The sequence below is a fragment of the Desmonostoc vinosum genome, from assembly GCF_059505385.1.
Window position 1 is genome coordinate 40,100 of record NZ_JCACKM010000035.1, and the last position, 12,937, is coordinate 53,036.

The window sequence follows — 12,937 nt, forward strand, 5'->3', positions numbered from 1 at the left end:
TATTTTGAAACGCAATGCAGTATATTTCTCAAATGCGCCGCTTATTAGTTAGTGTTATCTGTGGCTTATTAATCTCAGTTCCACTTTCTGGCAAGGTAAGTGGACAAAAATCTCAAGTTTGCCAAAGCACTAAATCATCACCTAATTTCTTAGTTGTGGGGGGTGGTGGTGCGCCTTCTTTCAATGAAATTGCTTTAGAGAAAAATGTGCTTTATTTTCAGCGCACTCTACAATTCATGGGGTATGATCCCAAAATTGCCTCTATATTCTTTGCTAATGGTAATGATGGTCAAGCTTCTGTTCGCTATATTGATCTGCTAAGAAGGCAGCGATTTAAAAAGCCAAATATTCCTAACCTTAAAGGTGCTATTACTTTAAATAATTTGCAGCGTTATTTCCAAGAGATAGCACAGCAAAAAGTTCCTCAACGCTCATTTTTCTACTTTACAGGACACGGAGGAAGAAATGAGTCAGACTTGAATAATAATTCCTTTTATTTGTGGAACAAGCAACAGCTAAGTGTGAGAGATTTTTCTCAAATGCTGGACAAAATGCCGCCAAAAACTTCTGTTGTGGCAATGATGGCTCAATGCTTTTCTGGTTCTTTTGCTAATTTTATTTATGAGGGGGGAAATCCTCAACGTCCTGTAGCGCTTCAGACTCGTTGTGGTTTTTTTGCCACAATTAAAAGCTTACCCTCTGTGGGATGTACACCGGAGGTAAATGAAGCTGATTATCGGGATTATAGTTCTAGTTTTTTTGCTGGTTTGAGTGGACGCGATCGCACAGGTAAAACTGTTAGTTCTGCTGATTATAACAAAGATGAGCGAGTCGCTTATGCTGAAGCTCATGCTTTTGCTAAGGTGGATGAGCAATCTATAGATTTACCGATATCTACTTCTGAGGCTTGGTTACAAAACAAATTTTCGGCACAACAAAAAAAGGCAATTCTCAATCAACCAATTAGCAAAATTTTACAAACAGCTCGTCCTGAACAGCTTTATGTGGTTGATTCTCTAACTCAGAAGTTTAAGTTAGATAAGCAGAAATCTGTTTTGGAGAATTTAAATCGTAAAAAAATTAAAACTGATGAACAGCAAGCTTACATCAGACGCTTACAAATGGAACTAATTAATATCGCCACAGAAAAGCAAATTCGCGCATCGGGCAATCAAAATGATATTGCCATAATTGAGCGTTTGGTAAAGTGTGAAAGTGGTTCTTGGAAATAGGGAATGGGGAACTTGTACTGAGCGAAGTCGTACCTTTACGCTTAAGCAAGCGACACGTAGCGTCTTTGACAAAACAAGTGTGGAGAATTGGGAATTGTTTTAGTTGAAATATTGCCTTAAATAAAAATATCTTCTTCTCGATGCAATTCGGTACCATGACAAAATTCATCTACCCATGATGCAAGACTACGGGCATTGGTGGGGTGTTGGATAATTTTGGGATGATTCTGTGGGACGAGTGTCTCACCCATCCTGGGAATTTTTAAAGTAGGTTGAGAATTTTCGTTGGTGCTACTTAACAGATGCAGTTTGTGAGAAATATCTTTTAGTTGTACGTTTGCGTGTTTACCGTTGCGGGAAATTTCGTTAGTTAATGCTGGGGATGGTAGTGTTTGAACTTTAGCAGGAATCTCGGTGGTAATTACTAGCGATCGCATTTTTTTACCATTATCTTCTACTTTGCTGGGTAACTCGGTGGTGATCAGGAGCGATCGCACTTGTTGCTGTTCTCGCAGTAAACTAGAGTGTGGTATTTTCACAGGAGCATTGCTAGTAATCTTAGATGGTGCGTGTGATAAACCGTTAGACGGCTTTGGTGAGTGCAACACCTTGACAGGAAACTGGGGAGTCACCTTTACAGGAGGTGCAACCGATGCATAAGGTTTTTCTGGAACAGACTCCTTTTCTACCTGGTTTGTCTGTGTAGAATGTTCTGATTTGATTAAACCTAGCTCTTTAGCCGGATCGAAATTCAGTCCTAAAGCTACGACTATCTTATCTGGATTATTATTTAAATCCATGATGAAAGAAAGTATCTGATCAAATTGCGGTTCTAAAACAGACAATGTTGCCAAAATAAAACCAGACGAAGGGCGTCGCAGACCATCGTAAGTGCCCCAAATTTGCATTTTGACTAACCAAGGGCAATTTTGCTCGTAGTAACTCAGCCACTTCTGTTTTAGAGATTGACGCAGCTGCTGAATGTTCATCGGATGCCTCGCAATAGTGCAGACCTGTGTATGATTACTTGCCTTTATCCGTTACATAAAACCTGCTCAAAACTATTCAACAATACTCTTTTCTATACAAGATAACTAGAACTATTTTGATTGCTTTGAGTTTCGTTTATTTCCTGCTTCATTCTGGTAGTGTCGGCACTATCCAGTCCACAGGCTAACACTGTCTAACTGACAGCTTTGCTCACGCCACTTCCTTCAACGGAGGGAACCTCCGCAACGCAGTGGCTCACGCCACTTGCTACAACCGGGGGAACCCCGGCAACGCAGTGGCTCAAATTGATTGCAGCGTTCAAATCGCGGTCAATCACAAAACCGCACTCGGAACATTCAAACACTCGCTCGCTTAAAGTGAGTGTTTCTTTTTTGGTTCCACAATTTGAACAAGTCTTGCTAGAGGGAAACCATCTGTCAACTACAACTAGCTTGGAACCATACAGTTCACACTTGTAGGTCAGTTGTCTACGGAACTCAAAGAAACTCATGTCAGCTATTGCTTTAGCCAGCTGATGATTTGCCAACATTCCTGATACATTGAGGTCTTCTATCACTATTGTGCCGTGGTTCTTGGCTAGTAGTGTGGTGAGCTTATGCAATGAATATGCGCGGATGTTGGCAATCTTTGTATGCAGTCTGGCTATCTGCATCTGTGCTTTTTTCCAGTTAGCTGAACCAGTAATTTTATGCCGATTCAACCATTGCATTCTAGACAATTTTGCTTCATATTTTTTGTACGACTTAGCTCCTATAATTATTTCATCTGTTGATAAAGTTGCTAGGTTTTTCACACCTAGATCAACGCCGATAATGTCTGTATGTTCAGAATCTTCAGTTTCTACATCAAACCTGAAACTAATAAACCATCTGTCAGCTTGGCGGCTAATTGTTGCAGATTTAGTTAATCCCTGTAGTAGTCGTTCATAGGTTTTGAGAACACCAATAACAGGTACTTGAATCTTGTTACTACCTTTGATTTTGACTGAGTCTTCCAGTGTGAAAGAATCTCGCTTACCTTTTTTCTTTAAACGAGGAACACCAGCAGTCTTGTGAAAGCAACGTTTCCAAGATTCACGCAACGCCATTAATGCTTGCTGTGGTGTACTTTTAGAACATTCGTAATACCATTCATTCTCAGACTTCACCAATGCCACCAACCATTTATGTAGGTCAATTGCAGTTGGAAATTTCATCTTGGAATTGGGATTATCTTTGTTATGGTCGAGTATTTGCTTTGTTAATGCGAGTCCCCAATTCCAAGCATGACGAGCTACACCACAATGCTTCATTAATGCTATGCGTTGCTGATTATTCAGTTTCAATTCAGTCTTGAAACCTAGCAACATTTAAACTACCTCCTTAACTACTTGAGTCATGCCATCAATTAATTTCTTGTTTTTCTTGCTTCTACTTGCACTTGGCGTACTAAATCTTCTTTTTGGTCGTGACTGCTAACACGAGCGTAATTAAATGACAACATGTGATCAGGAATTAAGTTACAGTTTCAAACCCTGAGCATGAAACCGATGATAGAGCATTTGGTTGACTTTTTTACCATTCAACAGATGCTGTTCTACCATCAGAGATACTTCATTAGGTTGAACACCGCTATACCAGACCATATCGGGTAATACCAGTACCATTGGCCCGTTACCACATTGCCCCAAACAACCACTAGCTGTCACCGTTACATCAGGAATTGGCAAAGCCGCAAAAGCTTTTAATACCTTTGCTGCACCTTGCTTTTTGCAAGTGCGATTTTGGCACACACGCACGCATTTAGGAACAGAAGATTGGTCTATTGTTGGGGTATGTGATGATTGAGTAACGTTTGACATTAGTTTTTTGCTATTTTTGAGTTGTTGGTATCTATAGCAGGGAACAGGCTTGAAAGTCTGTTGATATCAGGGTTTTATCTTCAGTTTATGTTCTAATCACTTTGGCGGTTGCTATAACTAATGACCAATAACTAATCCTTTTGAAGCTAGCCATTCGCGGTTAAATATTCGCGATTGGTAGCGAGAACCACTATCACATAAGATAGTGACGATGGTGTGTCCTGGCCCCAACTGCTTGGCTAGGGCAACAGCTGCGCCGACGTTGATACCCGTTGAACCGCCCATTAATAAACCATCTTTGTTGAGTAATTGGTAAACGACTCGCAAGGCTTCTGTATCATCTATCTGGATAGCATCGTCAGCGGGTGCGCCTTCCATATTTGCTGTTATCCGACTGTTACCAATACCCTCGGTGATGGAATTTCCTTCTATTTTGATTTCGCCAGTTTTGATATAGCTATAAAGCCCGCTACCCAAAGGATCTGCAACCATGCATTTTATCGCTGGGTTTTGTTCTTTTAGATACAACGCCACACCAGCAAAGGTACCACCAGTACCAGTTGCAGCCGTCCATGCATCAATTTTACCATCTGTCTGTGCCCAAATTTCTGCTCCTGTGGTTTCGTAGTGAGCGCGGCGGTTAGCTAAATTATCAAACTGGTTCGCCCAAATGGCGTTTTCCATCTCAGATGCGATTCTGCCAGATAGCTTGACGTAGTTGTTGGGATCTTTGTAGGGTACAGCCGGAACGGGACGAACTTCTGCCCCTAGTGTTGTCAATGCATCTATTTTTTCTTGTGATTGGGTATCGGGGATAATAATTAGGCATTTGTAACCTTTGGCGTTGCAAATATGTGCTAGTCCAATGCCAGTATTACCAGCGGTTCCTTCCACAACTGTACCACCAGGTTTGAGTAAACCTTTTTCTTCTGCGTCTTGGATGATGTAAAGTGCAGCGCGGTCTTTCACGGAACCGCCAGGGTTGAGAAATTCGGCTTTACCGAGAATTTCACATCCTGTTTCTTCACTAAAGCTGTTGAGGCGAATTAATGGTGTGTTCCCAACGGTACCTATGAAGCCATTTTTAATATCCATATTTGAGTTGATTTAATGAGTGCCTATAAAAATTTTGGCGTATAATTTGCCTTTGATATACGCTATAGCAAATTTTATTTATGTCGGAAGTTTAAACGCAGAGGTACGCGGAGTGTAGACAGACGCGGGGAGGTTTTGATGATCAGTGATTAGCCAACTATGATGTGAGACACTACTACCAAACTTTACTCATGTGCAAGATAAATCCTGGTAGGATGCGATCGCCACTGACTGTGGTAGGATTCTCCAGGCATTCTGTTGGCATACCGGGACGATAAATATAGACTTGGCGATGTTTGCGGTCAATTAGCCAACCTAGCTGTATTCCTGGCTCTCTCATGTATTCTGCCATTTTTTCCTGCAAGGTTTGGAGATGATCAGAAGGCGACCTCAACTCAAGGACAAAATCTGGACAGATGGGAGCGAATCTTTGCTGTTGTTCTGAAGAGAGAGTGTTCCATCTTTCTAACTTAATCCAAGATGCGTCTGGCGAGCGTTCTGCACCTGTTGATAATTTAAATCCTGTGCTGGAGTCAAAACAAATACCCGTACTATCCTGTTCTGACCAAACATACAACTGTCCAGCTAAATTAAAGTTGCGATTGCCTGTTTCGGAACCAGTGGGGGGCATAATTGATATTTCTTGAAATTGATTGCGCTCAATGCGTAAGTCGTGATTTACTTGACAGAACTCGAAAAACTGCTCATCTGTCATTTGCATTGAAGGGGGAATTCGCACAATCAAAGGGGATGAAAACATGATAATTTCCTACTGTTCTTGCTGTCTACTAAGTTGACTGTTATTTTTTATTTTTACGCAAGCCTTGATTTTAGTGAGAGAGCATTTCCTTTTTTTATATCAGTTTAGTATGCATTGAAAGAGTATTTTAAATCTGTTTATTTGCTTAAATTTTGCGATCGCTCTAAAAATAAATAACAATTGTAAATTTCCGAAACGCAAGTGGATGTCATGGAATCTAACCTCTAGCTTCGTTTTTACAGGCAATCAAGAGCAAAATCGCAATCTTAGTGTAGTCAAACCATATTTATGTAAGTTAATATACACAAAAATCCCTAAATAAGTGTTGATATCAATTCATAGTCCTAAGTTGGGTGGACACCGATGACATCTCAAAACGATCGCCACGAGGAACTCGAACAACGAGAACGCCTACTAAGACAACGAGAAATGGAACTGCGACTCCGGGAAATGGAAGCTAAGATCCATGATCCTGATGCGCCTTTTTATCAAACTGTGAAGCATCAACAGCCAAACTCTCAAAAGCCATGGATGAAAAAATTTATTCTGGGTGCGAAGCTTATCGCTATTGGTGTTACTGTGTTGATTGCTGTCAGAATAGCAGCAATATTGGCTGGGATTATTATTGTAGCAGCTCTGACTTTTGTATCTTATAAACTATTCTTTGATTCTCAAATAAATACTCGTTAATTAAGGTGCGATGATGGTAGAACAAGTAGCAGCTGATAAATTTATCCAAGATTTAGAGCGTGTTGCTCAGGTGCGATCGGATATTTCTGAATGTTTGCATAAAATTGCCCAAACAATTAATCAGGCTGAGTTAGCCGGAGAAGCGTCTTCAGGTAAACTCAGTTTAGAACGAAACATTGAAGATATTGCGATCGCCAGCAAAAACCTCAAAGAAGGTGTATTTCGTCTTTTAGTTTTAGGCGATATGAAACGGGGTAAAAGTACGTTTCTCAATGCTTTAATTGGTGAAAATTTATTACCAAGCGATGTTAACCCCTGTACAGCGGTGTTAACGATTTTACGCTACGGTTCGCAAAAGAAAGTTACGATTCATTTTAACGATGGTAAAAGTCCACAACAGTTAGATTTTCAAACTTTTAAACATAAATATACAATTGACCCAGCAGAGGCTAAAAAATTAGAGCAAGAGAAAAAACAAGCATTTCCTGACGTTGATTATGCAGTAGTTGAGTATCCTTTAACGCTACTAGAAAAAGGAATTGAAATTGTTGATAGTCCGGGATTAAATGACACAGAAGCGCGTAACGAATTATCTTTAAGCTATGTAAACAATTGTCATGCAATTCTGTTTGTGATGAGGGCGTCGCAACCTTGTACTTTAGGTGAACGACGCTATTTAGAAAATTATATAAAAGGTAGAGGATTGACGGTTTTCTTCCTAATTAATGCTTGGGATCAGGTGCGAGAATCATTGATTGATCCCGATGATATAGAAGAATTAACAGCAGCAGAAGACAGGCTGCGACAAGTTTTCACAGCCAATTTATCAGAATATTGTCATGTAGATGGACAGAACATTTATGATGAACGTGTATTTGAGTTGTCATCGATTCAAGCATTAAGACGACGTTTGAAGAATCCTGAAGCTGAATTAGATGGTACAGGCTTTGTAGAGTTCATGGGAGCGTTGAATACTTTTCTTACAAGAGAACGTGCGATCGCAGAATTACGTCAAGTGAGAACATTAGCTAGACAAACCGTAAATCATACCCGTGAAGCCATAGCCAGACGTATTCCCTTACTTGATCAAGATGTTGATGAATTGAAAAAACGTATTGAATCAGTAGAACCAGAATTCAACAAACTCACAGGTATCCGCGATCAATTTCAAAAAGAAATTCTTAACACCAGAGATTCTCAAGCAAGGGAAATATCCGAATCTTTTCGCAGCTACGTTTTAAACTTAGGTAACACCTTTGAAACCGATTTTTTGCGTTATCAACCAGAACTAAATCTACTTGATTTTCTCAGTAGCGGTAAACGAGAAGCATTTAACAACGCCTTACAAAAAGCCTTTGAACAATACATTGCCGATAAATCTGCTGCTTGGACTTTAACCGCCGAAAAAGATATCGATGCAGCTTTTAGAAAACTTTCTCGCAGTGCTGCCAAATATGGTGCTTCTTACAGTCAAGTTACAGATCAGATTACAGAAAAATTAACTGGTCAAACAGTTAAAATCAACGCTAACAATAGCACAGAACACGATAACTCCCCTACATGGGCAAAATGGGCAATGGGATTGTTATCGTTATCCGAGGGCAACTTAGCTGGAGTAGCACTAGCTGGCGCTGGGTTTGACTGGAAAAATATCTTATTAAACTATTTCACCGTGATTGGCATTGGCGGCATTCTAACAGCAGTCACAGGAGTTTTCTTAGGCCCAATTGGGTTCGCATTACTAGGTTTAGGAGTAGGCTTTCTACAAGCAGATCAAGCGCGTAAAGAGTTAGTTAAAACCGCCAAAAAAGAACTAGTAAAATACCTACCCGAAGTCGCCAATGAACAATCAAAAACCGTATACAATGCAGTAAAAGAATGCTTCAACTCCTACGAAAGAGAAGTAAGCAAACGCATCAACGACGATATTAACTCTCGCAAATCTGAATTAGAAAACTTAGTCAAACAGAAACAAACACGTGAAATTAATCGAGAAAGCGAATTAAAAAGATTAAAAGCCTTGCAGGAAGAAATAATCGCTCAATTACAAAAAATTGAAGCTGCATATAGTAACTTATTAGCTTACTACAGCGACTAATTCACATAGTAACCGTCGTTAGTCATTTGTCTTTGGTAACACAAATGACTAAATGTATAGTTTAAACCTCTTACAAAGCCTGATTTTTCATTTTCCTCTCTGCGCCTCTGCGCCTCTGCGTGAACTTTTTACACTATCATGCAACAACAGGATAAAACTTATCAAGACTTAATAAACTCTCTCCAAGCCGCATCTGCATTACTGAACTTAGAAAGTAAATCGCAAATATATCAAGACATACTTGCTATTAATAATTATTTAACTAATCCTAACTTTCAGATTGCGGTTTTTGGCCCATTTAATCATGGCAAATCCACCTTATTAAATGCCATGCTAGGCAATCGGACATTACCAATTGATTTAATCCCCACAACAGGTGCAGCAATTACCGTCAAGTATGGCTCAGAGGTACGAACTCGCATCATGTTAGTAGATAGTACAGAAATTGATCGCAGCGGCACAGAAATTTTACAAAAATTCGCAGTTCTTGATGGTAATCGCCAGATGCGACAAGATGTAACCTCCGTAGAGGTTTTTTGTCCCCATCCTTTTTTAGAAACGGGTGTAGAATTTGTAGATTTACCTGGTACAAATGACAGAGAAGAACAAGATAATTTAGTGCGCGATCGCCTTTTAAGTGCAGATTTAGTAATACAGTTATTAGATGCACGTAAATTAATGACCTTGGGTGAGCGTGAAAACCTGCGAGATTGGTTATTAGATCGCGGCATTAAAACAGTAATTTTTGTCGCCAATTTTCTTAACTTACTCGAACCTGAAGAACAAAAACAAGTTCAAAATCGGTTATTATTTGTTGCTGAAAGCTTTCGAGCAGAATTACCATCAGGTTTTAGTAATTTATATCGTGTTGATGCTTTACCTGCTTTGAGGGCTAGATTAAAAGGAGATGTAGCCGAAGCTAATAGTAGCGGCTTAGCAGCTTTTGAAGCAGCTTTACAAAATATTGTGGGTATTTTGCACCCAAATCGTGGTAGTGTGCGTTTGCCAAGAGTGCAGGCGATCGCATCTCAAATTCAACTATTATTTAAAGCTAAAATTGACCCTCTAATTAGTGAAATTGAGTCGTTTAATGATAAACAAAAAGCTAAAATTGAAATCAAACAAAAAGCAGCCAACTTAATTACTAAAGGCTTCGTTGCTAGTGTAGAAGAGTTACGTAATTGGCTAACTTTAACTAACTTACTGACTAAATATCAAACTGATGCTGCCGTCGCGCTAGCAGAAAATAATTTTAGGTCTTGGCAAGTAAATACTCTGAAAAAAGACCTAATAGACTTACAACAAGCTATAGTAAAATGGCTTTATCAAGCTTACGAATTTTTCCAGGAAGAACAACCAGAAGATTTATTAATCCCCTTTCCTAGCGAACCACAAATAACGCTACCTCCGCAGCCAAGTAATACTGATAGCTTGAGTGAAACTGGTTCAATTGCAGTGGGTAGTGGGATTGGTTGGTTATTGGGTGGGCCTGTAGGTGCTGCTGTTGTTGGGAGTATTTCTTATTTGTTAAACAAAAATATTCAAGAACAAGATGAGAAATCAGCAAAAGCATCTTATCATCAGCAGGTTGCTGCACTTTGTATAGCCGCAACCGAAAATTATTTAGATCGCTTTAGTAGTCAAGGTTTATCAATTTTGGCTGAATATGAGCAAAAAGCCAAAAATGTAATTCGCTTTCAAGCCACCAAAGAACCACTAGAAATCGCCAACAAGTATGAAGATTTGCAACGGTTACAAAATGGTTTTAATCAATTGTTGCAGAAGTTAAAAGAAGCAGGAATAAATTCCCAATATCAGCCTTATCAAGAAATAGCAAAACATCAAAATACTACCTGGCAATATTCGCCACAACCAGAAAAAACTACTGTCAATAATACTAAAAAAACTGTAGAATCTCCATCACCAAAGCCAGAAGAGGTAGAGGCCAAATTTCGAGCTTGGGAACTTGATGAAGAAATCGCTAGAATGAAAGCGCAAATGCATAATTCTGGCAAAAAACAGCAGACAAATCAAGCACCTAAACAACCTAAAACTCAAGCAGAAAAAGATCAGCTAACTCGCGCCTATAGTATTTTAGGATTGCAGCCGAATGCTTCTTTAGCTGAGGTGAAACAAGCTTATCGAACTTTAGTTAAAAAATGGCATCCTGATTTATTTGTAAATCAACCACAGATGCAAAAACAAGCTCAAGAGAAGATGCATCAATTTAACGAAGCTTACACAATATTATCTACTCAAAATTAAACTGCCTTAGACGCGCAGCGGCTTCCCGCAGGGCATAATATCATATCCGTTTAAAGACTTATGATTTGGCTGACGCGGAGATAGGGAGACGCGGTGAGACAGCGAGTAAAGGAGGGTTTCCCTCCGCAGGCGACTGCGTTAGCGCAGCGTAAAGCCTGCGGCATAGCTTCGCTTAGAGCGAGCTTGCGAGCGTCACCCGAAGGGGGACAAGGGAGAAATTTTAATGAGACGGGAAGCCTACACTTACCCGAAGGGAAGTGTAGGTACTTCACTACGAACGCTTGCTATGGAATTATCTCAACGCCAGTCTGCTAAATCGTTGATTCTGGCGACGATTCTGCTTTTTCTGGCTTGAGTAGGGGGAAGGCGATCGCATCCCGAATACTGGCACAATCGGTTAATAACATGATCAATCTATCAATTCCAATACCCAAACCACCTGTAGGCGGCATTCCGTATTCCAAGGCTGTCAGAAAATCTTCGTCTACGCCATGTGCTTCTAAGTCCCCAGCAGCTTTACGGGCAGCTTGTTGTTCTAAGCGTTCTCTTTGTTCAATGGGATCGGTAAGTTCTGAGAAGCTATTCGCAGTTTCCCGTCCGACTATAAATAATTCAAATCGTTCTACCAAACCAGGTTTAGAACGGTGCAGTTTTGCCAAGGGTGAAATTTCTACAGGATAGTCAATGACAAAAGTAGGCTGAATTAAGTTAGTTTCTACCTTTTGCTCAAAAGCTTCGTTTAAGAGTTTACCAATCGATGGTACATCTTCTATACCTTCCAGCCCAGTACTTTTACTCGCTGCTTTTGCGGCTTCTAGAGTTGAGAACGAGTTAAAATCTAAACCTGTATATTCTTTAACTAAATCATGCATTGTCACCCGTCGCCAAGGTGGTGTCATATTTACAGGTTCTCCTTGGTAGTTAATTTGCAACGTACCAAGTACCTCTTGAGCAACAGTAGTAATAATGCCCTCCGTCAACGCCATCATATCGTTATAGTCGGCATAGGCTTGGTAAATTTCAATCGTGGTAAATTCGGGATTATGGCGAGTTGAAATTCCCTCATTACGAAAAACTCGCCCCAACTCAAACACCTTTTCAAAACCACCCACAATCAACCGCTTGAGATGGAGTTCGGTGGCAATTCGTAAATACAACTCCATTTCTAAAGTGTTGTGGTAAGTGATGAACGGGCGTGCATCTGCACCTCCAACTTCACTTTGCAAAACTGGTGTTTCAATTTCTAAGAAATCCCGATGTTCCAGATAGCGACGAATACCAGCAGTAATTTGGGCGCGACGGCGGAAGGTTTGCCGGACTTCGGGGTTTACAATTAAGTCAACATAGCGCTGACGGTAGCGCTTAGCAACATCCGTTAACCCATGCCATTTATCAGGCAAGGGCAAAAGAGATTTGGTTAGGATGGTGTATTGTTTGACGTAAACTGATAATTCGCCCTTTTCAGTCCGTTTAATAGTACCTTTAACTCCTAAGATGTCACCCGCATCTGTGAGTTGCTTGAGATGATTGAAGGCATCAGAATCAATATTTGCCATGCCTTCGTCGATGCGATTTTTCTCTAAGTAAAGCTGAATTGCGCCAGTTTCATCTTGCAAGGTGAAAAAAGCCAGTTTACCGAAAACACGACGTGCCATAATGCGTCCAGCAATGGCAACTTCTAAATTCACTTCCTCACCATTAGGTAAATCGGCAAAGTTTTCTTGCAAATTCGCTGCATGATCAGTAGACTCCCAACCATAGGCATAGGGATTAGCCCCTAGTTGCTTGATCTGGTCTACTTTTTCCAGCCTTGCGGCACGGATATCTTCTTCCGACATAGTAACGAGACTAAATAGGGCAAGATTAATTATAGATGCCTGGAAAAGTAAAAGGGACTGGGGACTGGGGATTGGGGACTGGGGACTGGGGACTGGGGACTGGGGACT

Annotated in this window: 10 protein-coding genes and 1 pseudogene; 4 read left to right on the plus strand and 7 right to left on the minus strand. The window is 40.3% G+C overall.

The genetic code is table 11. The features are described from left to right. The first annotated feature begins 14 nt into the window (after positions 1 to 14). Positions 15 to 1,232: a Caspase domain-containing protein gene (locus AC5JMF_RS05480; RefSeq protein ID WP_495794715.1), complete on the plus strand. Its 1,218-nt coding sequence runs from the start codon at positions 15 to 17 to the stop codon at positions 1,230 to 1,232. 116 nt (positions 1,233 to 1,348) lie between these two features. Here AC5JMF_RS05480 and AC5JMF_RS05485 read toward each other — a convergent pair whose 3' ends face one another. The 6 genes and pseudogenes from AC5JMF_RS05485 to AC5JMF_RS05510 form a co-directional block, all read right to left on the minus strand. Next, positions 1,349 to 2,221 carry a DUF5331 domain-containing protein gene (locus AC5JMF_RS05485; protein ID WP_495794716.1) on the minus strand — a complete coding sequence of 291 codons (873 nt, stop codon included), beginning with the start codon at positions 2,219 to 2,221 and terminating at the stop codon, positions 1,349 to 1,351. Between the two features lie 194 nt (positions 2,222 to 2,415). After that, a complete protein-coding gene (locus AC5JMF_RS05490) occupies positions 2,416 to 3,591 on the minus strand; it encodes an RNA-guided endonuclease InsQ/TnpB family protein (protein ID WP_495794717.1) in 1,176 nt (391 codons plus the stop codon). A gap of 62 nt (positions 3,592 to 3,653) precedes the next feature. After that, positions 3,654 to 3,749, minus strand: a pseudogene (locus AC5JMF_RS05495) (IS607 family transposase); the annotation flags it as partial. Continuing rightward, the gene (locus tag AC5JMF_RS05500; RefSeq protein ID WP_495794718.1) at positions 3,742 to 4,083 is read right to left on the minus strand and encodes a (2Fe-2S) ferredoxin domain-containing protein; all 342 of its coding nucleotides are present in this window, start codon (positions 4,081 to 4,083) and stop codon (positions 3,742 to 3,744) included. The pseudogene AC5JMF_RS05495 and the gene AC5JMF_RS05500, both read right to left, overlap by 8 nt. A 117-nt stretch (positions 4,084 to 4,200) precedes the next feature. Next, entirely contained in the window at positions 4,201 to 5,178 is a 978-nt protein-coding gene (locus AC5JMF_RS05505; RefSeq protein WP_495794719.1) for a cysteine synthase A, read from the minus strand. A 175-nt stretch (positions 5,179 to 5,353) separates the two neighbouring features. Further along, positions 5,354 to 5,938: a Uma2 family endonuclease gene (locus AC5JMF_RS05510; protein ID WP_495794720.1), complete on the minus strand. Its 585-nt coding sequence runs from the start codon at positions 5,936 to 5,938 to the stop codon at positions 5,354 to 5,356. A 363-nt stretch (positions 5,939 to 6,301) separates the two neighbouring features. Here AC5JMF_RS05510 and AC5JMF_RS05515 point away from each other — a divergent pair, with 363 nt between their 5' ends. From AC5JMF_RS05515 to AC5JMF_RS05525, 3 genes are all read left to right on the plus strand, one after another. After that, positions 6,302 to 6,628, plus strand: a complete 327-nt coding sequence (locus AC5JMF_RS05515; protein WP_495794721.1) for a hypothetical protein — start codon at positions 6,302 to 6,304, stop codon at positions 6,626 to 6,628. A 13-nt stretch (positions 6,629 to 6,641) separates the two neighbouring features. Further along, the gene (locus tag AC5JMF_RS05520; RefSeq protein WP_495794724.1) at positions 6,642 to 8,726 is read left to right on the plus strand and encodes a dynamin family protein; all 2,085 of its coding nucleotides are present in this window, start codon (positions 6,642 to 6,644) and stop codon (positions 8,724 to 8,726) included. 138 nt (positions 8,727 to 8,864) lie between these two features. Continuing rightward, entirely contained in the window at positions 8,865 to 10,991 is a 2,127-nt protein-coding gene (locus tag AC5JMF_RS05525) for a dynamin family protein (protein WP_495794722.1), read from the plus strand. A gap of 311 nt (positions 10,992 to 11,302) precedes the next feature. Here the strand turns inward: AC5JMF_RS05525 and lysS are convergent, their stop codons facing one another. Beyond that, positions 11,303 to 12,829 (minus strand): lysine--tRNA ligase, encoded by a 1,527-nt coding sequence (gene lysS, locus AC5JMF_RS05530; protein WP_495794725.1) that lies wholly within the window; start codon positions 12,827 to 12,829, stop codon positions 11,303 to 11,305. Positions 12,830 to 12,937 lie beyond the last annotated feature (108 nt).

Bases quoted from the DNA above. Each gene is read 5' to 3' on its own strand.
- AC5JMF_RS05480 (WP_495794715.1), top strand. From the start codon at position 15: ATGCAGTATATTTCTCAAATGCGCCGCTTATTAGTTAGTGTTATCTGT.
- AC5JMF_RS05485 (WP_495794716.1), bottom strand. From the start codon at position 2,221: ATGAACATTCAGCAGCTGCGTCAATCTCTAAAACAGAAGTGGCTGAGT.
- AC5JMF_RS05490 (WP_495794717.1), bottom strand. From the start codon at position 3,591: ATGTTGCTAGGTTTCAAGACTGAATTGAAACTGAATAATCAGCAACGC.
- AC5JMF_RS05500 (WP_495794718.1), bottom strand. From the start codon at position 4,083: ATGTCAAACGTTACTCAATCATCACATACCCCAACAATAGACCAATCT.
- AC5JMF_RS05505 (WP_495794719.1), bottom strand. From the start codon at position 5,178: ATGGATATTAAAAATGGCTTCATAGGTACCGTTGGGAACACACCATTA.
- AC5JMF_RS05510 (WP_495794720.1), bottom strand. From the start codon at position 5,938: ATGTTTTCATCCCCTTTGATTGTGCGAATTCCCCCTTCAATGCAAATG.
- AC5JMF_RS05515 (WP_495794721.1), top strand. From the start codon at position 6,302: ATGACATCTCAAAACGATCGCCACGAGGAACTCGAACAACGAGAACGC.
- AC5JMF_RS05520 (WP_495794724.1), top strand. From the start codon at position 6,642: ATGGTAGAACAAGTAGCAGCTGATAAATTTATCCAAGATTTAGAGCGT.
- AC5JMF_RS05525 (WP_495794722.1), top strand. From the start codon at position 8,865: ATGCAACAACAGGATAAAACTTATCAAGACTTAATAAACTCTCTCCAA.
- lysS (WP_495794725.1), bottom strand. From the start codon at position 12,829: ATGTCGGAAGAAGATATCCGTGCCGCAAGGCTGGAAAAAGTAGACCAG.